18 protein-coding genes are annotated in these 25,209 nt (G+C 64.5%); 11 read left to right on the forward strand and 7 right to left on the reverse strand.

Going from position 1 to position 25,209, the window contains the following annotated elements:
- The first annotated feature begins 7 nt into the window (after positions 1 to 7).
- Positions 8 to 388 (forward strand): hypothetical protein, encoded by a 381-nt coding sequence (locus tag J0O65_RS04945; protein ID WP_215404651.1) that lies wholly within the window; start codon positions 8 to 10, stop codon positions 386 to 388.
- Positions 389 to 397: 9 nt separating this feature from the next.
- Here the strand turns inward: J0O65_RS04945 and J0O65_RS04950 are convergent, their stop codons facing one another.
- Positions 398 to 625: a hypothetical protein gene (locus tag J0O65_RS04950; protein WP_215404653.1), complete on the reverse strand. Its 228-nt coding sequence runs from the start codon at positions 623 to 625 to the stop codon at positions 398 to 400.
- A 92-nt stretch (positions 626 to 717) separates the two neighbouring features.
- Here J0O65_RS04950 and J0O65_RS04955 point away from each other — a divergent pair, with 92 nt between their 5' ends.
- Positions 718 to 1,977 carry a prenyltransferase/squalene oxidase repeat-containing protein gene (locus J0O65_RS04955; protein WP_215404655.1) on the forward strand — a complete coding sequence of 420 codons (1,260 nt, stop codon included), beginning with the start codon at positions 718 to 720 and terminating at the stop codon, positions 1,975 to 1,977.
- On the forward strand, positions 1,970 to 2,899 hold the full coding sequence (locus tag J0O65_RS04960; RefSeq protein WP_215404657.1) for an AAC(3) family N-acetyltransferase: 930 nt from the start codon (positions 1,970 to 1,972) through the stop codon (positions 2,897 to 2,899). Before J0O65_RS04955 ends, J0O65_RS04960 begins: the two co-directional genes overlap by 8 nt.
- 50 nt (positions 2,900 to 2,949) lie before the next feature.
- Here J0O65_RS04960 and J0O65_RS04965 read toward each other — a convergent pair whose 3' ends face one another.
- Positions 2,950 to 5,217, reverse strand: a complete 2,268-nt coding sequence (locus tag J0O65_RS04965; RefSeq protein WP_215404659.1) for an OPT family oligopeptide transporter — start codon at positions 5,215 to 5,217, stop codon at positions 2,950 to 2,952.
- 198 nt (positions 5,218 to 5,415) lie between these two features.
- Between J0O65_RS04965 and J0O65_RS04970 the strand changes: the two genes are divergently transcribed.
- On the forward strand, positions 5,416 to 7,740 hold the full coding sequence (locus tag J0O65_RS04970; protein WP_251373436.1) for a penicillin-binding protein 1A: 2,325 nt from the start codon (positions 5,416 to 5,418) through the stop codon (positions 7,738 to 7,740).
- Positions 7,741 to 7,785: 45 nt separating this feature from the next.
- On the opposite strand, the gene J0O65_RS04975 is transcribed toward J0O65_RS04970, so the two are convergent.
- Positions 7,786 to 8,442 (reverse strand): TetR/AcrR family transcriptional regulator, encoded by a 657-nt coding sequence (locus J0O65_RS04975; protein ID WP_251373438.1) that lies wholly within the window; start codon positions 8,440 to 8,442, stop codon positions 7,786 to 7,788.
- Positions 8,443 to 8,801: 359 nt separating this feature from the next.
- Here J0O65_RS04975 and J0O65_RS04980 point away from each other — a divergent pair, with 359 nt between their 5' ends.
- Together J0O65_RS04980 and J0O65_RS04985 are read left to right on the forward strand one after the other, a co-directional pair.
- The gene (locus tag J0O65_RS04980) at positions 8,802 to 9,716 is read left to right on the forward strand and encodes a lipase family alpha/beta hydrolase (RefSeq protein WP_215404663.1); all 915 of its coding nucleotides are present in this window, start codon (positions 8,802 to 8,804) and stop codon (positions 9,714 to 9,716) included.
- A gap of 10 nt (positions 9,717 to 9,726) precedes the next feature.
- Positions 9,727 to 10,653, forward strand: coding sequence for a lipase secretion chaperone (locus J0O65_RS04985; RefSeq protein WP_215404665.1), 927 nt, complete (start codon positions 9,727 to 9,729; stop codon positions 10,651 to 10,653).
- 71 nt (positions 10,654 to 10,724) lie between these two features.
- Here the strand turns inward: J0O65_RS04985 and J0O65_RS04990 are convergent, their stop codons facing one another.
- The gene (locus J0O65_RS04990; RefSeq protein ID WP_215404667.1) at positions 10,725 to 12,500 is read right to left on the reverse strand and encodes a methyl-accepting chemotaxis protein; all 1,776 of its coding nucleotides are present in this window, start codon (positions 12,498 to 12,500) and stop codon (positions 10,725 to 10,727) included.
- A gap of 341 nt (positions 12,501 to 12,841) precedes the next feature.
- Between J0O65_RS04990 and J0O65_RS04995 the strand changes: the two genes are divergently transcribed.
- From J0O65_RS04995 to serB, 3 genes are all read left to right on the forward strand, one after another.
- Entirely contained in the window at positions 12,842 to 13,777 is a 936-nt protein-coding gene (locus tag J0O65_RS04995; protein WP_215404669.1) for a 5'-nucleotidase, read from the forward strand.
- Between the two features lie 218 nt (positions 13,778 to 13,995).
- Positions 13,996 to 17,439, forward strand: coding sequence for a transcription-repair coupling factor (gene mfd, locus J0O65_RS05000; RefSeq protein WP_215404670.1), 3,444 nt, complete (start codon positions 13,996 to 13,998; stop codon positions 17,437 to 17,439).
- Positions 17,440 to 17,494: 55 nt separating this feature from the next.
- The gene (gene serB / locus J0O65_RS05005) at positions 17,495 to 18,337 is read left to right on the forward strand and encodes a phosphoserine phosphatase SerB (RefSeq protein WP_215404872.1); all 843 of its coding nucleotides are present in this window, start codon (positions 17,495 to 17,497) and stop codon (positions 18,335 to 18,337) included.
- 45 nt (positions 18,338 to 18,382) lie between these two features.
- On the opposite strand, the gene J0O65_RS05010 is transcribed toward serB, so the two are convergent.
- Positions 18,383 to 20,248: a serine hydrolase domain-containing protein gene (locus J0O65_RS05010; RefSeq protein WP_215404673.1), complete on the reverse strand. Its 1,866-nt coding sequence runs from the start codon at positions 20,246 to 20,248 to the stop codon at positions 18,383 to 18,385.
- 86 nt (positions 20,249 to 20,334) lie between these two features.
- Between J0O65_RS05010 and J0O65_RS05015 the strand changes: the two genes are divergently transcribed.
- Positions 20,335 to 20,697, forward strand: a complete 363-nt coding sequence (locus tag J0O65_RS05015; RefSeq protein ID WP_215404675.1) for a DUF4870 family protein — start codon at positions 20,335 to 20,337, stop codon at positions 20,695 to 20,697.
- Positions 20,698 to 20,733: 36 nt separating this feature from the next.
- Here the strand turns inward: J0O65_RS05015 and J0O65_RS05020 are convergent, their stop codons facing one another.
- Positions 20,734 to 21,900 carry a cystathionine beta-lyase gene (locus tag J0O65_RS05020; protein ID WP_215404677.1) on the reverse strand — a complete coding sequence of 389 codons (1,167 nt, stop codon included), beginning with the start codon at positions 21,898 to 21,900 and terminating at the stop codon, positions 20,734 to 20,736.
- A gap of 99 nt (positions 21,901 to 21,999) precedes the next feature.
- The gene (rimO, locus tag J0O65_RS05025; protein ID WP_215404874.1) at positions 22,000 to 23,355 is read right to left on the reverse strand and encodes a 30S ribosomal protein S12 methylthiotransferase RimO; all 1,356 of its coding nucleotides are present in this window, start codon (positions 23,353 to 23,355) and stop codon (positions 22,000 to 22,002) included.
- 294 nt (positions 23,356 to 23,649) lie between these two features.
- Here rimO and J0O65_RS05030 point away from each other — a divergent pair, with 294 nt between their 5' ends.
- A complete protein-coding gene (locus J0O65_RS05030) occupies positions 23,650 to 25,182 on the forward strand; it encodes a beta propeller repeat protein (protein ID WP_215404679.1) in 1,533 nt (510 codons plus the stop codon).
- Positions 25,183 to 25,209: the final 27 nt, after the last annotated feature.

Here is a 25,209-nt window from a genome sequence, read left to right on the forward strand (position 1 = left end):
AAATACGATGGACGATTTCCTGTTTGCCGATTTCCTCGAGGACCATGCCGCGTATGCGGCGGTAGAGGCTTACTGGCGGGCGCGCCTGGCCTTCCTCGACGGCCACTGCGCGCCGTATCTGCGCACGGCGTTTGCCAACGGCCAGCCGTTTTATGACGGCAATCCCATCGTCAACCTGGCCGACCGCAACGCCGGCAAGGCGGCGCGCATCGTGCAGCAATGCCCGTTGGAATGCGGCCACGGCTACACGAGCTTCGAGCGAGCCATCGAGCTGGCCGACGGCGACGGACACCGCCCGGCGCAGGAAAAGGTCATCGTGCTGACCCTGACGCAGGCAACGGCGCAGACGGCCGAAGATGAGCTGCGCGCCTGGTTTGCGCCGGCGTAGGGCCGCACGCTACGCCGCAATCGAATGCGACACCGTCAGCCACTCGCCCGGCTGCAAATTCGCTGCCGCCTCGCGCGTGGCCAGCACGCCGTCCGGGTCCAAATCAGACCGGTTCAGCTTGTAGGAATAGGCGAAATCGTCGGCATCGAATGCCTGCCCCGCCTTGACGTAATACTTGAAGCCGACAAAGGAGTCGGGATTGGTGACGACCGAATACTCAAGCGTGACATTGTTCATGGCGGGCCTCGTCGACGGTGGTGTAGCGTCCATTATGCGTCAATTCCGGCGGCGGCGACGCGGCGGATGATCCTTGCGGCAAGTCAATAGCCGTGCCGGCGGCCAGCGCTACAGTAGCCAAAGCCAACCACCACGCCATCGCCGCCATGCGCACCTTGCTCACGAAAATCAGAAACACCCTGGCGCCGCAGGCGGGCCTGCCGGCGGCGGCGCGCATGGAGCGGCTGTCGGACCGGCGCGGCCTGCCCGCGATGGACCCCGGCGCGCAGGCCGTCGTCAAGGCCTGCACGGCCTGGCTGTGCGCGGCGCAGGACCATTCCAGCTCAAACGACGGCGGCGTCGCGCGCGACTACAGCCTGCTGACAGGCTGGTCGAGTTCCTACCCGGAGACCACCGGCTACATCATCCCCACCTTCATCGCCCTGGCGCAGCGCACGGGCGATGAAGGTGGGGATGATGCGCTGCACCGGCGCGCGCGCCGCATGCTCGATTGGTGCGTGGCCATCCAGTTCGCGGAAGGCGGTTTCCAGGGCGGGAAGATCGACTCGACGCCGCGCGTGCCCGTCACCTTCAACACGGGCCAGATTCTGCTTGGCCTGGCCGCCGGCGTGGCAGCATACGGCGCGGACTACGACGACGCCATGCATCGCGCGGCAAGATGGCTGCGCGACAGCCAGGATGCCGACGGCTGCTGGCGCCGGCACCCGACGCCGTTCGCCGGCGCGGGCGACAAGGCCTACGAAACGCACGTGGCATGGGGATTGTTCGAAGCGGACCGCATCGCGCCGGGCCACGGCTATGGCGCGGCCGGCCTGCGCCAGGTCGACTGGGCGCTGAGCAAACAGCGCCCCAACGGCTGGTTCGATTCGAACTGCCTCGACAAGCCGCTGCTGCCCCTGACACATACCATCGGCTATGCCTTGCGCGGCCTGCTCGAAGCGCAGCGCTTTTCGGCGCGCGCCGACTTGCTGGACGCCGCCGCGCGCACGGGAACGAGCATCGCCAGGGCCGTGGCGGCCGACGGCTACCTGGCCGGCCGCCTCGGTCCCGCCTTCCAGGCGGGTGCCCGCTACGCCTGCCTCACGGGTTCCGCGCAAAACGCGCACTGCCTGTTCCTGCTGTACCGGCTCACGGGCGAGCGGCACTACCTCGACGCGGGGCGCCGCCTGAACCGCTACGTGCGGCGCGCGGTCAGCATCGACGGTCCGGCGCACGCACGCGGCGGCGTCAAGGGGTCGTTTCCCGTCGATGGCGACTACGGCGCCTGGGCTTACCTGAACTGGGCCGCCAAGTTCTGCATCGACGCCAACCTGCTGGAACTGGACCTGGATCGGGAAGCCGGCGATGCTTGAACAGGCCAGGCGCGCCGCCAGGGCCGCGCTGGAAGCGTGGCGCCGCGCCGCCGGCGCCCGGCACGTGCGCCACAATGCACCCCACGTGACGCGCGCAGGATTGGCCGCCGATCTTGCGCGGCTGGGCATCGCACCCGGCGATACGCTGTTCGTGCATTCCTCGCTGAAAAGCCTGGGCTACGTGGAAGGCGGCGCGCTGGCCGTGGTCCATGCCCTGCAGGACGCCGTCGGCCCGCAAGGCACCCTGCTGCTGCCCGCCTACTACCTGCCCGGCGGCACGGTGCGCGCCGCCTGCGCCATGCCCGATTATGTGTTCGACCCGCGCCGCCATGGCACGCACATGGGGCGCCTGCCGGAAGCGCTCCTCGCCAGCGCGGGTGTCCGGCGCAGCCTCCATCCCACCCATTCCGTCTGCGCGTGGGGCCGCCATGCCGCCGGCCTCACCGAAGCGCATCACCGTGCGCCCTCGATCTTCGGCATGGGTTCGCCTTGGCAGCGCTTCATCGGCTGCGAGCAGGCGAAGGTGCTGGGCCTGGGCATTTCCATGGGGCCGGTGACCTTCTATCACGCGCTGGAAGACGCCATGGGCGACGCCTTTCCCGTGCCAGTGTGGGAAGACAGAACAGCGCTGCTGGCTTGCCGCGACCACGCCGGCCGGCGCTGGGACGTGCCGGTGCGCCCTTTCGACCAGGCCGTCGCACGGCGCCGCATCGACCATCCGGGCCGCGGCGACCTGCGCGCATACTTTCACCGCGAATTCGACGCCGCCGGCCTGCGCGTCAACGGCCAGGTGGGCGACGCGGCGGCGTGGTGGATTCCCGCGCAGGGGTTTTATGACCACCTGCGCCAGCTGGCGTCCGAGCACGTGACGATCTACGCGAGCGCGGCGCAGCTGGCGGCGCGGCCCATCGGACGCGCATAAAAAAACCGCCCGGTGCGATCCGGGCGGTTTTCATTGGAGTGCTTAAAACATCAAGCCTGCGGGCTGCTCGTCTTTTTCTCTCTGGCGACGATATACAGCAGCACGATGATGACGGCATACGGCAGCAGCGAGAGCGCGTCCGAGTGCAGGCCCGCGTAGAACGGGTTACCGTGCTCGGCCCAGTCGGCCATCATCTGGTCGAAGTGCGTCAGCACGCCGGCCGTGATGGCGATGATGATGCCGGCCAGCGCGCCGCCGGCGATGTAGCCGGACGCCAGCAGCACGCCCGAACTGCGGTCGCCCGCCAGCTGGCGCTCTTCCTCGTTCAGTTTCGCGTTGTGTTCCAGCTTGCTGTTGCGACGGTCCGCCAACCAGCGCACCAGGCCGCCGACGAAGATCGGCAAGGTCGATGACAGCGGCAGGTACACGCCGACCGAGAACGCTAGCGACGGGATGCCGGCCATCTCCAGCACCACGGCGATCATCACGCCGAACAGCACCAGGGTCCACGGCAGCTGCTGGTCGAGGATGCCCTTGATGATGTAGGACATCAGCACGGCCTTCGGCGCGTCGTATTTTTTGACTTCCGAACCGTCCGGACGCTTGCTGTAATGGCCATTGATGCCCGGATCAACCAGGTAGGCCAGTTGGCCGTCTTCCTTGACGAAATACTTGCCGGCCGGGCCGCCCACGGTATCGGTCTTTTGCCAGACTTTATACGTGTTGTGGTCGGTCTCGGCTTGCGGGCCATGCAGCTCGCCCGTCACCGTCAGCTTGGACGCATCGACCGTCAGACCAGGCGCCACTTGCGCGGCCGGCACGTAGACGGTGCTCGCCTCGTTCAGCTTCAGCAGGATCGGACCGAGGATCAGCGCCGACGACAGCGCGCCGGCCAGGATCGCGTACTGCTGCAGGCGCGGCGTGGCGCCCACCAGGTAGCCGGTCTTCAAGTCTTGCGAGGTGGTGCCCGCATTGCTGGCGGCGATGCAGACGATGGCGCCCACCGACAGGGCCGTCACGTAGTAACGCCCGCCCGTCCAGCCCATGATCAGGAAAATCAGACAGGTAAACAGCAAGGTGGCCACGGCCATGCCGGAGATCGGGTTCGACGAAGAGCCGATTTCGCCCGTCAGGCGCGACGACACGGTGGCGAACAGGAAGCCGAAGACGAGGATCAGCAGCGCACCGAGGAAATTCATGTGCAGCGGCGTGGCGAAGGTGATCACGGCGATGATGGACAGGCAGCCGATGACGACCCATTTCAGGGGAATGTCCTGGTCCGTGCGCAAAGTCGAATCGGTCTTGACGCCCTTGCCGATGCCTTTCAGGCCGGCCGACAGGCTGCGCCAGATCATGGGCATGGCGCGCACCAGCGAAATCAGGCCGCCGGCGGCCACGGCGCCCGCGCCGATGTACAGCACGTAGGCGCTGCGCACGTCGTCGGCGCCCATTTCGCTGATTAACTTGGTACCCGGCGAGAGCACGGTGGTCAGGCTGTCGCCGAAGAACTTAATCATCGGGATCAAGAGCAGGTACGACAAGACGCCGCCGGCCGCCATGGTGGCGGCGATGCGCGGGCCGATGATGTAGCCCACGCCCAGCAACTCGGGAGAGATTTCGGCGCCGATGGAGCCGCCCTTGAGCGGCGCGGCGAATTCCACGCCCGGCGTGTCCTTCCAGCCCTTGAACGAGATATTGAAGACCTTGTACAGCAAGCCGACGGCGAAACCGCCGAAGATGATCTTCGCGCGGCGCTTGGCGTCCAGCGCGGCGGCCGAATCCTTCTCGATGCTTTCGCCGGCGGCGATGCGCGATTCTTCCGTGGCGGCCGCCTTCAGCACTTCGGCGCAGGCCGTGCCTTCGGGGAATTTGAGTTCCTTGTGCTGGTCGACGATCATGGTGCGGCGCATCGGGATCATCATCAGGATGCCCAGCAGGCCGCCGAGGACACCGACCAGCATGACGCGCGAGATTTCCAGGTCGAAGCCCAGGATCAGGATGGCCGGCATGGTGACGCCCAGGCCGAAGGCCAGCGATTCGCCGGCCGAACCGGCCGTTTGCGTGATGCTGTTTTCCAGGATCGACGAATCCTTGCCGCCCACCTTCTTGGCCAGGCCGAACAGGGTGATGGCGATGACGGCGACGGGGATCGAGGCGCTGACTGTCAGGCCCACTTTCAGCACCAGGTACAGCGAGGAGGCGCCAAAGACCATCCCCAGGATGACGCCCATGAACAGCGCGCGGAAGGTCATCTCGGGCAGCTTCGCATCGGCCGGGATGTAGGGCTTCACGACGCTCGGTGTTGCATCTTTTGCCATGGATATTTCCTTAATTTTTAAAAATAAACAGCCCGGATCGACGCCCGGGCTATTTTCTTGAAGCCGAGACTATCGCACAGCCGCGTTTCGATGAAAAGGTTTTTTGCTCCCCGTCCCGGCGCCCCGCCCGCACGGGAGCGCCGGCGCATTGGTCTATAATCGCTGCCACCGTGCCCTGCACGTTCACGTGAGACTGCCTTGACTGCCAAACGAACCGGATTCCCCTGGCCTTCCCGCCGCGCCACCGTGCGCGGCTTCATCCTCGCCGGCTGCGCCGCGCTGGCCGCCGCCCTGCTGCTGGCCGCCTGGCTGTTCCTGTACGTGCGCCCGCGCCTGCCCGAACTGGACGTCATCACCGACTACCAGCCGAAGATACCGCTGCGCGTCTACACGGCCGACAATGTGCTGATCGGCGAATTCGGCGAGGAGCACCGCGACTTCGTGCCGATTGCGCAGGTGCCGGAAATGATGAAAAAAGCCCTGCTGGCCATCGAGGACAGCCGCTTCTACGAACACCACGGCATCGACTTCGTGCGCGCCGGCGGCGCCGTGCTGTCGAACCTGCGCCACGGCTTCGGCCACGGCGGCGGCTCCACCATCACGATGCAGGTGGCGCGCAATTTCTTCCTGACGCGCGAAAAGGTCGCCTCGCGCAAGCTCAATGAAATCATGCTGGCCCTGAAGATCGAAGCGGCCCTGTCGAAAGACCAGATCCTCGAGCTGTACATGAACCAGATGTACCTGGGCCAGCGCTCGTTCGGCTTCGGCAGCGCGGCGCAGACCTATTTCGGCAAGCCGCTGCATGAGCTGTCGATCGCGGAAATGGCCATGCTGGCCGGTTTGCCGCAAAACCCCTCGCGCCACAACCCGATCAGCAATCCCAAAAAGGCGCACGCGCGCCAGCAGCTGGTCTTGAAACGCATGCGCGAACTCGATTACATCAGCGAAGGCCAGTACCGGCAGGCGCTGGCGCAGCCGCTGCATATCAACAGCCGCGGCAAGCAGGGTTTCGACACGCACGCCGAATACGTGGCCGAACTGGCGCGCCAGGCCGTGTATGCCCAATACAAGGAAGACAGCTACACCAAGGGCATCAGCGTCTATACGACGATCCTGAAGACGGACCAGGATGCGGCCTACGCCTCGACGCGCCGCAACGTCATCGCCTACGACCAGCGCCACGGCTACCGCGGCCCGGAAACCTTCATCGACATGCCGGCCGACCCCGAGCAGCGCGACGACGCCATCGATGCTGCGCTGCAAAAACGCCCGGACAGCGACGGCCTGATCGCCGCCGTCGTCACGGAGGTGGCCAGCGGCAAGGTCGTGGCCGACATCGGCGACGGCGACGCCAAGGCCATCACGGGCGACGGCTTGCGCTTTGCCGCCCCGGCCCTGTCCGCCAAGGCGGGCGCCGGCATCAAGCTGCGCCCGGGCGCCGTGATCCGCATCAGCCAGGATGGCAAGGGCAACTGGGCCATCACGCAAGTGCCGCTGGTGGCCGCGGCCTTCGTCTCGCTGGACGCGGAGACGGGCGCCTACCACGCCATGGTGGGTGGCTTCGACTACAACCTGCAAAAGTTCAACCACGTCACGCAGGCCTGGCGCCAGCCCGGTTCGGCCATGAAACCCTTCGTGTACTCGGCGGCGCTGGAAAAAGGCTTTTCGCCGGCCACCCTGATCAACGACGTGCCCCTGGAAATGCAGGCGGGCGGCAAGGTGTGGGCGCCGCAGAATGACGACTTCAAGTTCGACGGTCCCATCACCATGCGCTACGCGCTGGCGCAGTCGAAGAACGTGGCCTCGGTGCGCATACTGCGCGCGCTGGGGGTGTCATACACGCACGACTTCCTGGAGAAATTCGGCTTCGACCCGGCCCGCCAGCCCGGCAATCTCACCATGGCGCTGGGCACGGGTTCCGTCACGCCCGTGCAGATGGCGGGCGCCTACGCCCTGTTCGCCAATGGCGGCCACCAGGTGGAACCCTACCTGATCGACCGCATCGTCGACGCCAGGGGCACGGTGCTGATGCAGACCAAGCCGCCCGCGCCAAACGACGACAAGACCCTGGCGCTGGACCCGCGCAACGCCTTCGTGATGGACAGCATGCTGCGCGAAGTGACCCGCACGGGCACGGGCGCGGCGGCGACGAAAAAACTGGGACGCAGCGACATCGCCGGCAAGACGGGTACCACCAGCGACGCCGTCGACGGTTGGTTCGCCGGCTACGGCGGCGGCATCGTGGCGGTGGCGTGGATGGGCTATGACGAGCCGAAATCGCTGGGCGGACGCGAATTCGGTTCGACCCTGGCCATGCCGATCTGGATCGACTATATGCGCACCGCGCTCTCCACGCGCCCGCAAGTCACGCGCGCCGTGCCGGCGGGCCTGAGCCAGGTAGACGGCGAGTGGCTGTACGATGAATTCATCGACATGAATGGCGTGAAAACGCTGGATATGGAGGTGGAGACGCCGACGGATCCGGCGGCGCTGCCGGAGACGGTGCCGGTGGAAACCAACTAGTGAAAAAGCCAGGAGCGATCCTGGCTTTTTTTCGACGGCGTTTTTTTACAACGCCCTGGTCATGCTCAGGTATCCGCGCACCGTACCGACGACGCTATCGGCGAAATCGTCGACATTGACCTTCGCCGCGCGGTACTTCCAGCGCTTCACGTACCAGTCCTGGAACAGCGCCAGGCAGTGCGCGGCCAGCAGGGTGGGATCGCCCTGCGGCTTCGGTTCGATTTCGCCGATGGTGGATGCGATCAGTGTCTGCACATACAGTTCCGAATTCTTCGCCATGCTGCGCTGCTCCACCTGCAGCACGCGCGAATCCATGAAGACAAAATAAAACCACGGCTGCAGCACTTCGGACAGGTAGATCGATGAGCGTATCATCGCCTCCAGGCGGTCCAGCGGCGACTTCACGTCGGCAAACAGCAGCGGCAAGGCTTGCGTGGCATGGCGCACCACGTCCTCGATCATTTCGGCCAGTTGATCCTTGCTGGTGATGTAGCCATACAGGCCGCCCATCGACAGCCCCGTCTCGCGGCACAGGTCGCGCAAGCTCATGGCGCGGAAGCCCACGTCATTGGCCAGGCGGAAGGTGGCGACGAAGATGCGCTCCAGATTTTCCAGCGCCGGCTTGCGGCGCTTGACGCCGATGCGCTCCGCGTGGCGGTCAAGAATATATTCCCAGATGTTTTCGCCATTTAAAGGCGTCATCTGCTGAAACTGTTCAAAATTAAAATGGGTCGACAAGTGCATTCCCAAATAACGGTGTAGGAGCGATATCCATGCCATGCCGGTACACGGCACGGCAAGATGGCGGGACGGCTGATGCGGGCCCGATTATAGCTCAGGAAAACAACTGTGACTTTGCAACTATGCAATAAGCGCAACAGCACCGCCAAATTTCCACAGTTATTGCGCTGCATCATGTAATTCACAGCAATTTATATCCAGCAGTGCTACATTCAACAAACCGAGCGCTCGCTATTTTTAATGCATCGAGAATGTGCAGGAGCGCGCGGATCATCGCTACAGCATCGACATTTCCATATTATTCAAATAACGGAGACAAAATGAAGACACGCTTCTGGCAACTGCTATCGACCCTGCTGCTTTCCCTCGCCATCCTGCCCGGCAGCGCCAGCGCCGCCGGCTACACGCAAACGAAGTACCCGATCGTGCTCGTGCACGGCCTGTTCGGCTTCGACAAGCTGGGCCCCGTCGAATATTTTTATGGCGTCCCCGACGCCCTGCGCAGCGGCGGCGCGCAAGTGTATGTGACCACCGTGTCGGCCGCCAACAGCACGGAAGTGCGCGGCGAGCAGCTGTTGTCGCAGGTGCGGCAAATCCTCGCCGCCACGGGCGCGGCCAAGGTCAACCTGATCGGCCATAGCCACGGCGGCCCCACGGCCCGTTATGTCGCTTCCGTGCGGCCCGACCTGGTGGCGTCCGTCACCAGCGTGGCCGGCGTCAACAAGGGTTCGAAGGTGGCCGATATCCTCAGCGGCGCCATTCCCAACACCAGCGGCGCGCTGGGCAACGCGCTCGCCTCCCTGATCGGCATTTTGTCGGGCAACAAGGGGCTGCCGCAAAACGCGGGCGCCTCGCTCACTTCCCTGTCCACGGCCGGCTCGCTGGCCTTCAACAGCCGCCACCCGCAAGGCATTCCCACCAGCGCCTGCGGCGAAGGCGCCTACCAGGTGCAAGGCGTGTATTATTTCTCGTGGAGCGGCGCGCAGCCGTACACGAACGTGCTCGACGTGGGCGACCCTGCCCTGGCGGCCATCAGCCTGGCCTTCGGCGGCGTCAAGAACGATGGCCTGGTCAGCAGCTGCTCCAGCCACCTGGGCAAGGTGATCCGCGACGACTACGCCATGAACCACCTCGATGAAGTGAACCAGTTCGTCGGCATCGTCAACCTGTTCGAGACGAACCCCGTGACCGTCTTCCGCCAGCAGGCCAACCGCCTGCAAGGCCTGGGACTGTAAGGAGGCGACGATGCGCACGAACGCAAAATGGATCATCGGCGCCAGCCTGTCAGCCCTGGCCGTGTACCTGGTGCTGCGCCCGGGCGAACCGCCCGCGCCGCCGCCGGAAAAGGCGGAGCCGGACCTGTTCGCGTTCGTGCGCTCGATGCAGGGCACGCGGCCCGACGGCAACGTGACGGTGGCCGCCGGCGACAAGCTGGTGGTCGACGCGGAACTGGGCCACCTGTTCGACTACTACCTGGCGGGCCTCGGTGAAAAACCGCTGGCCGCCATCCGCAGCCAGATCGAGGCGGAGCTGGACCGGCGCCTGGCGCCCGTCCCAGCGCGCGAAGCGAAGCGCCTGCTGGGGGCATATCTGGCCTACAAGCAGGCGCTGGCCGGCGCGGAACAGGCCTTGCCGGCGCAAGCCGATGCGGCCCTGGCGGCGCGCGGGCGCCTGCAAGCGATGCGCGCCCTGCGCGGCAATTATTTTACGCCCGAGGAAAGCGCGGGCCTGTTCGGCGCCAGCGACGCGCATGACGATGACGCCGTGGCGCGCATGGCGATACTCGGCGACACGACGCTGGATGAAGCGCAGCGCCAGGCGCAACTGGCCGCGCTGGACCAGAAGCTGTCGCCGGCCCAGCGCGCCGCGCGCGATGCGCCGCTGCAGGTGGCGCAGCTGGATGAATCCGTGAAGGCGCTGCGCGCCCAGGGCGGCGACGAGAATGCGGTCTACCGCCTGCGCGCCAGCACCTTCACGCCGGCAGCGGCGGCGCGCCTGGCGGAACTGGACCGCGAGGAATCGCAGTGGCAGCAGCGCATCATCGCGTACCAGGCACAGAAGGCGCAGCAGGCCAGCCTGTCCGGCGGCGCGCAGGATGCGGCAGCCGTGCAGCAGCTGCGCGACGCCAGTTTCACGCCGGAGGAACAGCGCCGCCTGGGCGCCTACGAATAGTCCGTGCGCCGGCCGGAAAAACGGCCGCGCGAGGCGGCCGTCCGGTGACGCATGCTGGCGCCGTCAAGCCGTCAGAAGACTTCCCACTCGTCGTCGCGCGGCGCGCTCTGGCGCTGGGACGGCACGGCGCGCAAGGCCGGGCGGCCCGCGGCAGGACGGGAAACCGGACGCGATGCGGGACGCTTCGGCGCCGCGCCGGCCGCCACGGCGCGCGGTGCGGCAGGCTTTGCGTTCGCGTTCGCGCGCGCGGCAGGCGCCTGGGCGCCATCGAGCTTGAAGACGCTGACCACCTCGGCCAGCTGGCCCGATTGCTCCTGCAAGGATTCGGCCGCGGCGGCCGCCTCTTCCACCAGGGCCGCGTTTTGCTGCGTCACCTGGTCCATCTGGCCGATGGCCTGGTTGATCTGGTCGATGCCCGAGCTTTGCTCCTGCGTGGCCAGGCTGATTTCCGCCATGATGTCCGTCACGCGCTGCACGCTGGCGACGATTTCGGCCATCGTGCTGCCCGCCTCGGCCACCAGCTTGCTGCCCGCGTCGACGGCCACGACGGAGTCGCCGATCAGGGTCTTGATTTCCTTCGCGGCCGCCGCCGAGCGTTGCGCCAGATTGCGCACCTCGGTTGCCACCACGGCGAAGCCGCGCCCCTGCTCGCCCGCGCGCGCCGCTTCCACGGCGGCATTCAGGGCCAGGATATTCGTCTGGAAGGCGATGCCGTCGATGACGGAAATGATGTCGACGATCTTGCGCGACGAATCGTTGATGGCGTCCATGGTCTCGACCACCTTGCCCACCACGGCGCCGCCCTTCACGGCCACGCCCGAGGCGCTCAGCGCCAGCTGGTTGGCTTGCTGGGCGTTGTCGGCGTTCTGCCGCACGGTCGACGTCAGCTCTTCCATCGACGACGCCGTCTCTTCCAGCGAACTGGCTTGCTCCTCCGTGCGCGAGGACAGGTCCAGGTTGCCGCTGGCAATTTCCGACGACGCCGTGGCGATGGTTTCCGTGCCGCTGCGCACCTGGCCGACGATGTTGACCAGGCTGGAATTCATGTCTTTCAGCGCCTGCAGCAGCTGGCCCGTCTCTTCCGTCGTGTGCACCTCGATGTGGCTCGTCAGGTCGCCCGACGCCACCGTCTGCGCCACTTTGACGGCCGAATTGATCGGCTGCGTGATGGCGCGCGTGATGTAGGCGGCGCAGCCGATGCCCAGCGCGGAGGCCAGCAAGCCGAGGATGACCATCAGGCTTTCCGAGCGGATCACGGCCGCGCCGCCGTCCTTGACGCTGGCGTCGGCCACGCCGTTATTGAGCTTGATGATCTCGTTGAGCGTGCCTTCGGCCTTGCCGAACAGCGCACGCGAATCCTGGTACTGCTTGTAAAAGCCCACGAACAGCTCTTTCTGCCGCGCTTCGTCGCGGTTGTCGGCCAGCTGGCGCAAGACGGCGCGTACCTTGTCGTCGTCCGCCTTCCAGGCCGTCCACTCGCCCTGGAAGCGCTGCCACAGCACGGCTTCCTCGGGCGTTTGCGGCAGCGGCTCGTACAGCTTGCGGCCCGCCTCGATATTGTTCCAGGCGCGCGTGCGCAGCTGCAGCGCTTCCGCGAACTTGTCCTGCGCCTGGTAATTGTTTTCATAGATGGCGGCCGTCAGGGTGGCGGCGGCGACGGCCGTCTGGCCTTCGCTGATCATCATCAAGCCCTGGATCGACGGCAGGCGCACCACGCCGATTTCATTGACGGCGCGGCCCACGGTGGCGATGCCCGTATAGCCGCAGATGCCCACCACCAGCAAGGCCGCCATCATCACGGCGACGAGCGTCGCCAGCTTCCATTTGATCAGTAAATTCTTAAACATGGCTAGGTCCTTTATATAGTCACGACGGCTGCTGGCGAGGTTGGGGCTGGCATGTTCGAGTAAAACAGCTGACACTTGTATAAAGGTGGCGGGGGTGGGGCGTACGCTTCGTTACAATTGGCGAGATTTGATAATAGGAAGCATAGTGGAAAACGGGTGCGCTGACTGCTACATACTTGATACAAATCAATATTTCTTTCCGGACTGTGGCGCGCCTTGCACAGTGGCATCGAAAAACCGTCCGATGCCCTGCTTTGGTGCAAAAAAATCCCCGCGCGCGCCTATAGCCTACGCAGTTAATAGTCGTATAAGATGGGAAACACCCACACCACAGGTACAGCATGGCTTATCCTATCGAACACAAACTGGTGATCGGGGTCGCTTCCAGCGCCCTGTTCGACCTGGCCGAATCGCACCAGGTCTACCTCGACAACGGCCCCGAGGAATACCGCAAGTACCAGGAAACGCATATCGACACGGTCCTGCCGCGCGGCGTGGCCTTCCCCTTCATCCGCCGCTTCCTGAACATCAACAAGCACTATCCGCGCCAGTCGCCCGTGGAAGTGGTGCTGTTTTCGCGCAATTCGCCGGAAACGGGCTTGCGCGTCATGCACAGCATCGCCCACTACGGCCTCGATATCTCGCGCGCCGCCTTCATGACGGGCAAGTCGCCCTACCCCTACCTGCCCGCCTTCAACGCCTCGCTCTTCCTCAGCGCGAATGAGGACGACGTGCGCAGCGCGCTGGCCTGCGACTATCCGGCCGGCCTGGTGCTGCCGTCGCGCACGGAAGACGACGAAAACGACGAGGAACTGCGCGTGGCCTTCGATTTCGATGGCGTGATCGCCGACGACGAAGCGGAAACCGTCTTCAAGCGCAACAATGACGTCGACGAATTCCACGCCCATGAAACCCTGAACGTGGGCACGCCGCACCGCCCCGGCCCGCTGGCCGGCCTGTTCCAGAAGCTGGCCACCATGCAACGCCTGGAAGAAAGGGCCCAGCGTCGCGATCCCGGCTACAGGAAGATCCTGCGCATCGCCATCATCACGGCGCGCAACGCGCCTTCGCACGAAAGAGTCGTGACGACCCTGAAAAGCTGGGGCGTGGCGGCCGACGAGACGTTTTTCCTCGGCGGCATGGACAAGTCCCGCGTGCTGGCCGTGTTCAAGCCGCATATCTTCTTCGACGACCAGCTGAGCCACCTGAAATCGGCGGGCGGCACCATCCCCATGGTGCACGTGCCCTTCGGCATCGCCAATGTCCGCGCAGGATAAAACCTGCTGCGCGTCGCGCTTTGCGGCCTGCGATGCTCACCGTACTAAAGTACGGTTGCGCTTCTTAGCCACAAATCACTGCCGCTCACGACGGTTTTCTCAAGCGCGGAGATAAGGGCGATGGTCTATAATCTCGCCTGTCGGCGCCGTCACTGGCGGCGCTGCGCGCACCACAGCCGTCCCACTCAACTGCCTCTGCCACTAGTGTCATCGCCTGCATGTCCTTAGACTTAACAAAAGCCCTCCCCAAGCCCGGCAACCGCTACGCGCTGCCCGCCCTGTATGGTTCATCCGACGCCTATGCCCTGGCGCTGGCCGCCTTGGCCTTGAAAGCGCGGGGCCAGATGCTGGCCGTGGTGGTGGCGCAGGCCAGCGACGGCCAGCGCCTGCTCGATGAAATCCCCTGGTTTGGCGGGAAAGAGCTGCGCTGCCACCTGCTGCCGGACTGGGAAACCCTGCCCTACGACGCCTTTTCGCCGCACCAGGATCTGGTCTCCGAGCGCCTGGCCACCCTGCACGAAATCCAGACGCGCCAGTGCGACGTGCTGATCGTGCCGGCCACCACGGCGCTGGTGCGCCTGGCCCCGCCGTCGTTCCTGGCCGCCTATACCTTCTTCTTCAAGAAGGGCGAAAAGCTCGACGAAGCGCGACTGAAGTCGCAGCTGACCCTGGCCGGCTACAGCCATGTGTCGCAAGTGATGTCGCCCGGCGAATACTCGGTGCGCGGCGGCCTGCTCGACCTGTTCCCCATGGGTTCCGCCCTGCCCTACCGGCTCGACCTGTTCGGCGACACCATCGAGACCATCCGCACGTTTGATGCCGACACCCAGCGCTCGCTGTATCCCGTGCACGAAGTGCGGCTGCTGCCAGGCCGCGAATTTCCCATGGACGAAGCGGCGCGCACCACCTTCCGCAACCGCTGGCGCGAACAGTTCGAAGGCGACCCTTCGCGCTCGGTGGTCTACAAGGACATCAGCAGCGGCATCGCCTCGGCCGGCATCGAATACTATCTGCCCCTGTTCTTCGAGCAGACGGCCACCCTGTTCGACTACCTGCCGCCCGACGCCTCGCTGGCTCTGGTGGGCGAGATCGACGCGGCCATCGGACGCTTCTGGACCGATACCCAGTCGCGCTACCGCTTCCTGAAGGCCGACCGCGAGCGGCCGATTTTGCCGCCCGAAGCGCTGTTCCTGTCCGACGAGCAGTTCTTTGGCCTGGCCAAGCCGTATCCGCGCCTGGCGATCACGAAATCGAACGATGCGCTGGCGTCCGAACTGTCGGCGCCCGTGCCGAACATCGCCGTCAACCGCCGCGCCGACGACCCGCTGGCCAACCTGCGCAGCTATCTGCTGCAATCGGGCCGCCGCGTGATGATCTGCGCCGAATCGAACGGCCGCCGCGAAACCCTGCAGCAGTATTTCAGCGAATACGATCTGCACCTGACGCCGGTGGAAGGCTGCGACGGCTTCCTGCAGTCCGACGCCAAGCTGATGCTGGGCGTGGCGCCGCTGCACGCGGGTTTTGAATTGTTCACGCCGGAAGGCAACCTGGCCTTCATCACCGAGACGGAACTGTATGCCGGTTCCGGCCGCAGGGTCGGCACCAGGAAACAGGAAGGCGTGACGCAGGTCGAGTCGATGGTGCGCGACCTGTCGGAGCTGAAGATCGGCGACCCCGTGGTGCACATCAACCACGGCATCGGGCGCTACATGGGCCTGACCAGCATGGACCTGGGCGAAGGCGAGACGGAATTCCTGCACCTCGAATACGCGAAGGACACGAAACTGTACGTGCCCGTGTCGCAGCTGCACGTCATTTCCCGCTATTCGGGCGCCTCGCCGGAAGACGCGCCGCTGCACTCGCTCGGCTCGGGCCAGTGGGAAAAGGCGAAGAAACGCGCGGCCGAACAGGTGCGCGACACGGCCGCCGAGTTGCTCAACCTGTACGCGCGCCGCGCGCTGCGCCAGGGCCACTCCTTTGAATTTTCCTCGCACGACTACCAGCGCTTCGCCGACAGCTTCGGCTTCGACGAAACGCCGGACCAGGCCGAGGCCATCCACAACGTCATCAAGGACATGACTTCCGGCAAACCGATGGACCGCCTCGTGTGCGGCGACGTCGGCTTCGGCAAGACGGAAGTGGCGCTGCGCGCCGCCTTCATCGCCGTGATGGGCGGCAAGCAGGTGGCCATCCTGGCGCCCACCACCCTGCTGGCGGAGCAGCACGCGCAAACCTTCGCCGACCGCTTCGCCGACTGGCCCGTGCGCATCGCGGAATTGTCGCGCTTCCGCAGCGGCAAGGAGATCACGCAGGCGTTCAAGGGCATGGCCGACGGCACCATCGACATCGTCATCGGCACGCATAAACTGCTGTCGGACGACGTGAAATTCACGCGCCTGGGCCTTGTCATCATCGACGAGGAACACCGGTTTGGGGTTCGCCAGAAGGAAGCGCTGAAGGCGCTGCGCGCGGAAGTGGACGTGCTGACCCTGACGGCCACGCCGATCCCGCGCACCCTGGGCATGGCGCTGGAAGGCTTGCGCGACTTTTCCATCATCGCCACGGCGCCGCAAAAGCGCCTGGCCATCAAGACGTTCGTGCGCAGCGAAGGCGAAGCCATCATCCGCGAAGCGTGTCTGCGCGAACTCAAACGGGGCGGCCAGATCTACTTCCTGCACAACGAGGTGGAAACCATCCAGAACCGCCTGGCCATGCTGACGGCATTGCTGCCCGAGGCGCGCATCGCCGTGGCGCACGGCCAGATGCACGAGCGCGACCTGGAAAAGGTCATGCGCGACTTCGTCGCCCAGCGCTTCAACATCCTGCTGTGCACGACGATCATCGAGACGGGCATCGACGTGCCGACGGCGAACACCATCATCATGCACCGCGCCGACAAGTTCGGCCTGGCGCAGCTGCACCAGCTGCGCGGCCGGGTCGGACGCTCGCATCACCAGGCTTACGCCTACCTGCTGGTGCACGACGTGCAGGGCCTGTCCAAGCTGGCGCAGCGCCGCCTGGACGCCATCCAGCAGATGGAAGAACTGGGCAGCGGCTTTTACCTGGCCATGCACGACCTGGAAATCCGCGGCGCCGGCGAGGTGCTGGGCGAGAGCCAGTCGGGCGAGATGACGGAAATCGGCTTCCAGCTGTATTCGGACATGCTCAACGAAGCCGTGCGTTCGCTGAAGGCCGGCAAGGAGCCTGACCTGGCCGCGCCGCTGGCGTCGACCACCGAGATCAACCTGCACGTGCCTGCCCTGCTGCCGGCCGATTTCTGCGGCGACGTGCACGAGCGCCTGTCGATCTACAAACGCCTGGCCAACTGCGCCACGCAGGAGAAGATCGACGATATCCAGGAAGAGCTGATCGACCGCTTCGGCAAGCTGCCCGACGCCGTCAAGGCCCTGATCGAGACGCACCGCCTGCGCATCGCGGCGAAAACCGTGGGCATCGTCAAGATCGACGTGCATGGCGAGGCGGCCACCCTGCAATTCATGGCCAAGCCGCCCATCGATCCGATGCGCATCATCGCCTTGATCCAGAAGAACCGCCATATCAAGCTGCATGGCCAGGACAAGCTGAAAATCACGGCCGCCATGCCGGACCTGGCCGCGCGCGTGACGCAGATCAAGACCACCATCAAGCAATTGACGGTGTAGACTATTCCTATCATTTTTGCAGGACCGACCCATGACCACCACCACTTCCATCACCATGAATCTGATCCTGCAAGGCCTGGATGGCGACAGCGCCCGCCTCGAGCGCATCGCCGCGCTGGCCGCGCCCACGTCCATCACGCGCCTGGGACCGAACGCCGTGCGCTGCGAACAGATCGCCTACTCGCCCGCGCTGCGCCCCACCATCGAAGTGGCGGCCCAGGCGGCGCAGCTGGACGCCACCTACATGATGGGCCAGCGCGAGCTCAGCGAATTCAAGCTCGTGGCGATGGACATGGATTCGACCCTGATCACCATCGAGTGCATCGATGAAATCGCCGACATGCAGGGCTTGAAACCGCAGGTGGCGGCCATCACGGAAGCGGCCATGCGCGGCGAACTCGATTTCGCCGCCAGCCTGAAGCAGCGCGTGGCACTGCTCGAAGGCCTCGATGCGGCTGCCCTGCAGCGCGTCTACGATGAACGATTAAAGCTGTCGCCGGGCGCGGAAACCATGCTGGCGGCCGTGCAGAAGGCAGGCCTGAAAACCCTGCTGGTGTCGGGCGGTTTCACCTTCTTCACGACGCGCCTGAAGGAACGCCTGGGTCTCGATTACACGCACGCGAACGAACTGGAAATCGTCGACGGCAAGCTGACGGGCAAGGTGTTAGGGGGCATCGTCGACGCCGAGGAAAAGCGCCGCACCGTGGAACGCGTGTGCGCGGAGCTGGGCATTTCCCCCGCACAGGCCATCGTCATGGGCGACGGCGCCAACGACTTGAAGATGATGGGCATCGCCGGCCTGTCCGTGGCCTTCCGCGCCAAGCCCGTGGTGCGCTCGCAAGCCGATGTGGCGCTCAATTTCGTGGGCCTGGACGGTATTTTGAACGTCCTGAACTGATGCATGCAGGGGCATGGCCATCGGGCCATGCCCCTTTCCCCCTCCCTACAGCTGCCACAGGCGCAGCGGCAGCAGCCCCCACCAGGCCAGCACCAGCAGCAGTTGCAGGGCCGCCAGCAAGGCCACCCAATCCCACTTCGCCCAAGAACCCGCCTCGGCCGCCGTACCGCGGCTGCGCCAGCAGCGCGCCAGGCCGAACGCCGTCGCCAACGGCAGCGCCCCCGTCGCCAGCGCCAGCAGCACGCTGGCGATGGTCACGTCGCCCAGGCGCAGATACGACTGGAAGAAAAAGAATGGCAGGGGCAACGCCAGCGCCAGCAGCGACAGCAGGGGCGCGAACAGATGGTCGCCCCGCCCCAGGCTGCGCAGCGCGGCGCGCCACACGCCCACCACCAGCACATACAGCAAGCCCGCCATGCCCAGGGCCAGGCTGCCCCACAACACCAGCATGCGCAGCATCGACGCCCGCTCATAGCTGCGCAAGCCGTCGCTGAGGATATGCTTGCCATCCTCCTGCATCAGCACGTGCGACGGCGTGCTGCGGTCGCTGGCGCGGAACAGCAGGCCGCCCACCGGTTCCAGCTCCGTCGGCTCGCCCTGGAACGGGATCAGGAACAGCGATTCGCCATCCCATTTCAGGCGCGTAAAGCCGAACACGGCATCGACCCAGGCCATGCTGGCCATGGGGCTGGGCGACGGCACATACACGCCCTGCCAGTTTTCCACCGTGGGCGCGGGCGTGCCGCGCGGGGCCGGCGCGCGCAGCGGCAGTTCCAGGTCGCGCAATAGCAGGCGGTTGAAGCGTTCATAGTCGGCTGTTTCCGCATCCGTGTTGAAGGCAACAAAAAAGGCGCTGTCCTGCTCCGGGTAGATGCACAGCATGGCGCGGAAACCCACGGCCGTGCCAGGGTGGCAGGCGCCGACGACATTGTGGCGGTCGCGCACGGCCAGCGCCAGGCCGTGGCCCGTCGCCAGGCCCGCCAGCGCCACATCCGTGCCGGCCGGTTCGGACAAGGCGCCCATCAGGGCCAGGTCGATGAATTGCGCGCCCTGCAACTTGCCATCGCCCATCAGGAACTGCGCCAGCTTGCCCATGTCGGCCGCCGTGGTGGTGAACTGCGCGGCCGGCCGCAAATACTGGGGCACGGCCGGCTGGGCCACGCCATGCTCGAAGTGGCCCATGGCCAGGCGTGGGTCAAGCTGCGGGCCCGTTTGCGTAACGAAGGCAAACGTGCTGTCCGCCATGCCCAGCGGCCGCAGCAGCTGCGCATCGAGATAACGCTCATACGGCTGGCCCGTGACTTTTTCGATCACCATGCCCAGCAAGCCATAAGCCATGTTGGAATACGCATAGCGGCTGCCGGGCCGGGCGCGCACGCGCAGCAGATTGCGCCCGCCGTCAAAAGCGTCGGCCAGCGGCGTGTCCGGCGCCGGGTTCAGGCTGAACGCCTGCCAGAAGCGCACATTGTCGAGGCCGGACGTATGCGCCAGCAGGTGGCGGATGCGCACGGGGTCGCTGGCTTGCCACGGGTTGTTCAGCGCCAGTTCCGGCAGCACCCGCTGCACGGGCGTGTCGAGCGTGAGCCGGTCTTCGCTGACCAGGCGCAAGACGCCCAGCGCCAGCGCCACCTTGCCCACGGAACCGACCTGCACGCGCGTGTCCGCCTGCATGGGCATGTGCCTGGCGGCATCGCGCAGGCCGGACGCGCCCACTTTGACTGTGCCATCGGGCAAGACTTCGCTCCAGACGGCGCCTGCCAGGCCCTCGTCCTTCAAGCCGGCGGCGAATTCCGCCTCCAGGGTGGGGCCGGCGGCATGGGCCGCCGTAACGCACAGCAGCAAGGCCGGCAAAGCCTGCCGCAGCCAGGACATGGCGCGCGCGGCCAAGGCGCGATATCGATCTCGTTTCAACAATGTATTTCGCCTTTTTTCATGGACTGCGCTCCCGCGCCGCTTTGCTTGTTACAATTAAAAATTGAGCAACGACGGGAGCTTTCATGTCACAAGATATTATTTTGGATACCCAACTCCAGCAGACCAAAAACCTGGCCTGGTGGTTGTACCTGATACATGGCGCCAGCTTCGTGTTTTCGCTGGGCGCGTTTTCCTTCATTCCGCTCATCATCAATTATGTGAAGCGGGACGAGGCGGCCGGGACCTTCGTGTACAGCCATCACAGCTGGATGATCCGTTCCTTCTGGTGGTATGTGGCCTGGATCGTCGTCGGCGCCACCCTGTGGATCACGCTGATCGGCATTCCGCTGGCCTTCCTCGTGTGGGGCGTGGCCTGGCTGTGGAAAGCCTATCGTCTGCTGCGCGGCTTCATCGACCTGAACAACAACACGCCCGTTCCCCTGTAAATGGTGCTACGCGGCAAGCCAAGGACTTGCCGCTTCCTACATCGCCGCGAACGCCCGTTCGATATCGGCGATCAGGTCCTGCGGATCTTCCAGCCCCACGTTCAGGCGCACCAGCTGGCCCGGCAACTGCCAGCCCTTGCGCATGGCAGCGATGCGGTACGGCATCACCAGGCTGTTCGCGCCGCCCCAGCTGTATCCAATCTTGAACAACTGCAAGGCATCGACGAAGCGGTCCGTTTGCGCCTCCGTGTAGCGGGCATCGAACAGCACGGAAAACAGGCCGCCCGCGCCCGTGAAATCGCGCTGCCAGATGGCGTGACCCGGGCAGTCGTCGAAAGCCGGATGCAGCACCGTGGCGATCTCGCTGCGCCCCTGGAGCCAGGCGGCCACCGTGCGCGCGCCCGCATCGTGGGCGTCGAAGCGCAGCTTCATGGTGGGCAAGCCGCGCAGCACCAGGTAGGCATCGTCCGCGCCCACTCCCATGCCCAGACGCATGTGCGCGTGCGCCAGGCGGTCGTGCAGCGCCCGCTCGCGCGTGATCAGCGCCCCCATCAGCACGTCCGAGCCGCCCGACTGGTATTTCGTCAGCGCCTGCATGATGATGTCCACGCCAAGGTCAAAGCCGCGCAGGGCCAGTCCCGCCGACCAGGTGTTATCCAAAGCCACCAGCACGCCGCGCGCATGGGCGGCCGCGCAGATGGCGGGCAAATCCGGCACCTCCATCGTCACGGAACCGGGCGCTTCCGTCCAGATCAGCTTGGTATTTTCCTGGATCAGGGCGGCGATGCCGGCGCCGACGAGCGGATCGTAATAGCGGGCCGTGATGCCGAAATCCTGCGCCAGCCAGCGTCCCAGTTCGCGGTTCGGGTTGTAGATGTTTTCAGGAAGCAAGACGTCATCGCCCGTTTTCAACAGCGCGAAATCCGCCATGGCGATGGCCGCCAGGCCCGACGGCGCCAGCAGGCAGTGCTTGCCCCCTTCGATCTCGGCCAGGCGCGCTTCCAGCGTGAAGGTGGTGGGCGTGCCGTGCAAGCCGTAGGTGTAGGCGTTCTTTTCTTTCCAGTCGCCCGAGCGCATGGCCGCCACGTCCTTGAACAGCACGGTCGAGGCGTGATGGATGGCGTTGGGAAACGCCGCAAAGCCTTGCGGCGCCTGGTAATCGCTGTGGATCAGTGCGGTTTGCGGGGATTTGGGTGTGGTCATGGCGTCGTCGGAAAATAAAAAAAGGCGGGCCAGTCTTTGCTGGTCCGCCTTGATTGTAAGGGCTTTACGCCCTGTACGCCGTACGACTGTTACACCTGCTTACTCCGCAGCGCCCCACAGGTCGTGCGCGTCCGCTGAAGTAATTTTTACATCAACGAACTGGCCCACGGCCAGCTTGCGGTGCGGCTCGAACGGCGGCTTGACGTAGACGACGCCGTCGATTTCCGGCGCGTCGGCGGACGAGCGGCCCACGCCGCCGGAGCGGGTGACTTCATCGATCAGCACGCGCACGGTCTTGCCGACCTTGGCCTGCAGGCGCTTTTTCGAAATTTCTTCCTGCAGCAGCATCACGCGGCCGCGACGCTCTTCGCGCAGCTCTTCCGGCACGGGGTTGGCGATGGCGTTGGCCGTCGCGCCTTCGACCGGCGAATAGGCGAAGCAGCCGAGGCGGTCGATCTGCGCTTCCTTGAGGAAGTCGAGCAGGTACTCGAACTCCGCTTCCGTTTCGCCTGGGAAACCGGCGATAAAGGTCGAGCGGATGGTCAGGTCCGGGTTGATGGCGCGCCAGGCCTGGATGCGGTCGAGGTTTTTCTCGCCGCTGGCCGGGCGCTTCATGCGTTTCAATACGTCAGGGTGCGCATGCTGCATCGGAATGTCGAGGTAAGGCAGGATGTGGCCGCCGCTCATCATCGGGATGATCTGGTCCACGTGCGGGTAGGGATACACATAGTGCAAGCGCACCCAGGCGCCGTAGGACTTTGCCAGCTCGCCCAGCGCTTCCGTCAGCTGCGTCATGTGCGTCTTCACGGGACGGCCATTCCAGAAGCCGGAACGGAATTTCACGTCCACGCCGTAGGCCGAGGTGTCTTGCGAAATGACCAGCAATTCCTTGACGCCGGCCTTGAACAGGTTTTCCGCTTCGATCATCAATTCGCCGATCGGGCGCGAGACGAGGTCGCCGCGCATGGACGGGATGATGCAGAAGCTGCAACGGTGGTTGCAGCCTTCGGAAATTTTCAGGTAGGCATAGTGCTTCGGCGTCAGCTTGACGCCTTGCGGCGGCACCAGGTCGAGGAATGGCGCATGCGGTTTCGGCAGGTGGAAGTGGACGGAATCCATCACTTCGGCCAGCGCGTGCGGACCCGTGACGGACAGCACTTTCGGGTGCACCTTCATGATGATGTCGTCGCCGGCAGCATCTTTCTTGGCACCCAGGCAACCGGTCACGATCACTTTGCCGTTTTCAGCCAGCGCTTCGCCGATGGCGTCGAGCGACTCTTGCACGGCAGCATCGATAAAACCGCAGGTATTGACGATCACCAGATCGGCGCCAGCGTAGGATTTCGCCGTTTCGTAGCCTTCGGCGCGCAGTTGGGTCAGGATTTGTTCGGAGTCGACCAGCGCTTTCGGGCAGCCGAGCGAGACAAAGCCCACTTTCGGCGCCGCACCTGGCATGGCCTGCATGGCCTCGGGCTGGGCGGAAGGAACGGGAATACGGTGAATTTCGGACATAGTTGGCAGCTGGAAAATGGTGAGGCGAATCGGCTATTGTACCCCGAGCCGCCCTTAGCTGTCAGTGGCGGTCTGGTTTTGCTGCGGGATATGCAACGGTGGGAGACACGGGCGACCTGCCCTGAGCATATTCTTTCACGCATTCCATATCTGGCTGCAGCCCATACTTGACTAATGTACTTGTTATTTCATACACAGTCTCGCTATAATAAGATTTTATTGCACTGTGGAAATAAAATGTTCGCCAAAAATTTCGTTGCCAACGTTTTTGCAGGAGCCGTCTCTGCGCTGATGCTCGGTGGCTGTGTCACAACGCATGTGCAGCGCCCTCTCAGCGTCGGCGTGCCCTCCGAAGGTACAGCCGTTACTGTCAGCATTACTGCCAACACTGATGCGGTGAACGGATTGGGCCAGATCACCTTGGGCCGCCTGAGTAGCGGAGACGCAGTATCCAGCCTGGTCCTGCAGCAATATATCCTGAACCAGGTTGCCAAGGATATGGCGCGCGACACGACTCTTTTCATGGGGACCCTGCCACCGGGGAAATACTACTTCAGTCAACTGGCCGACGCCGGCAAATCAAACCGCTACATCAAAATGGGCGGCGGCCTGGGCTTATTTACTGTCGAGGAAGGCAAGCCGGTCGATCTGGGCCGCCTGATCGTCACGCCTCTTTATGGCGAGCGTGTACTGGTCGGCCGCAGCGTGCGGGTGCGAGACAACCGCACGCTGCTCGAACGCTATTCTCCCGAGCACCTGAAGCTGTTTGCACCCGAAAAGACAGTCAGCTGGTCCGGATCGCGCAGTGATACGGATCGCGCTGAGGAAGTCGCCATGGCCCGCCCCACCGGCGCCGAATGCGTGACGGAGCTACCAGACGGCAGCGTGGCGGCCGCAACCCGCATGGGCACAGTGCTGTGGCGCAGCCCTGAGGGAACATGGAAACAACTGGCCAGCGACAAAATAGAGACGCTGAACTGCGTGCAGCCGGTGCAAATGCCGGATGCAGACTTGCTGGCCTTCGGCGAGTTCGGCACCCTGCTGCGCCATGCGCCGGGACAGAACAAGCTTGAACCGATTGACACTGGCAACCTTCCCTATGGCAATCTGGTCGGACTGGCTGGCAATATGGACGCTGGCTGGTATGTCGCCGTCCAGCGTAACAATGAAGTCACGATTTATCATTCCGCCCGTCTCGAGCGCGGCGAGTGGAATCAGGTACGCAGTGAGAAGCTGGGGAAATGGCTCCTGAACCAGGACACCTGGTTCTGGCTGCGCGATATCGGCACAGGCTTTGCCTACACGTCGACGAAAGGAACGCTGCACCTCTACGACTACGCCAGTGGCCAGTGGTCGGAGCGGGCAATGCCCGATCGCCGTGTGGATGCGATGCGCATCAGCGGCAGCGGCATGTGGAGCCTCATAACACAAGGTTACGGGCCATTTGCGATTACCTCCAGAGATGCTTTCGTTTCAGTGAATCAAGGTCAAACCTGGCAAGAGGTCACCGCTAGCCACATTCCGCTGGTTCAGCGTACCGATGGCACCCTGCTGCGTTTTGAAAGCAGTCTGATGAGCGATACGACCTTACATGCCAGTAGCGACATGGGCAAAACGTGGACACTGGTGGACGCCAAACCGAAATCACGCGAGTTGACCCCGCTTAAATCGGGTGCGATTCTGGGAAAAATAATGCGCTGGAGCGTGCCGGCGCAATTTGAAATATCGAACGACGGCGGTAAAAGCTGGACTGCCGAAAGCATGAAGTGAAAGTTCTGACCGTCAGTCGACAATGCC

It is taken from the genome of Janthinobacterium sp. JC611 (assembly GCF_018682595.1).
In the GTDB taxonomy this organism is placed as follows: Bacteria; Pseudomonadota; Gammaproteobacteria; order Burkholderiales; family Burkholderiaceae_D; genus Janthinobacterium.

Bases quoted from the DNA above. Each gene is read 5' to 3' on its own strand.
- J0O65_RS04945 (WP_215404651.1), top strand. From the start codon at position 8: ATGGACGATTTCCTGTTTGCCGATTTCCTCGAGGACCATGCCGCGTAT.
- J0O65_RS04950 (WP_215404653.1), bottom strand. From the start codon at position 625: ATGAACAATGTCACGCTTGAGTATTCGGTCGTCACCAATCCCGACTCC.
- J0O65_RS04960 (WP_215404657.1), top strand. From the start codon at position 1,970: ATGCTTGAACAGGCCAGGCGCGCCGCCAGGGCCGCGCTGGAAGCGTGG.
- J0O65_RS04965 (WP_215404659.1), bottom strand. From the start codon at position 5,217: ATGGCAAAAGATGCAACACCGAGCGTCGTGAAGCCCTACATCCCGGCC.
- J0O65_RS04975 (WP_251373438.1), bottom strand. From the start codon at position 8,442: ATGACGCCTTTAAATGGCGAAAACATCTGGGAATATATTCTTGACCGC.
- J0O65_RS04980 (WP_215404663.1), top strand. From the start codon at position 8,802: ATGAAGACACGCTTCTGGCAACTGCTATCGACCCTGCTGCTTTCCCTC.
- J0O65_RS04985 (WP_215404665.1), top strand. From the start codon at position 9,727: ATGCGCACGAACGCAAAATGGATCATCGGCGCCAGCCTGTCAGCCCTG.
- J0O65_RS04990 (WP_215404667.1), bottom strand. From the start codon at position 12,500: ATGTTTAAGAATTTACTGATCAAATGGAAGCTGGCGACGCTCGTCGCC.
- J0O65_RS04995 (WP_215404669.1), top strand. From the start codon at position 12,842: ATGGCTTATCCTATCGAACACAAACTGGTGATCGGGGTCGCTTCCAGC.
- mfd (WP_215404670.1), top strand. From the start codon at position 13,996: ATGTCCTTAGACTTAACAAAAGCCCTCCCCAAGCCCGGCAACCGCTAC.
- serB (WP_215404872.1), top strand. From the start codon at position 17,495: ATGAATCTGATCCTGCAAGGCCTGGATGGCGACAGCGCCCGCCTCGAG.
- J0O65_RS05015 (WP_215404675.1), top strand. From the start codon at position 20,335: ATGTCACAAGATATTATTTTGGATACCCAACTCCAGCAGACCAAAAAC.
- J0O65_RS05020 (WP_215404677.1), bottom strand. From the start codon at position 21,900: ATGACCACACCCAAATCCCCGCAAACCGCACTGATCCACAGCGATTAC.
- rimO (WP_215404874.1), bottom strand. From the start codon at position 23,355: ATGCCAGGTGCGGCGCCGAAAGTGGGCTTTGTCTCGCTCGGCTGCCCG.
- J0O65_RS05030 (WP_215404679.1), top strand. From the start codon at position 23,650: ATGTTCGCCAAAAATTTCGTTGCCAACGTTTTTGCAGGAGCCGTCTCT.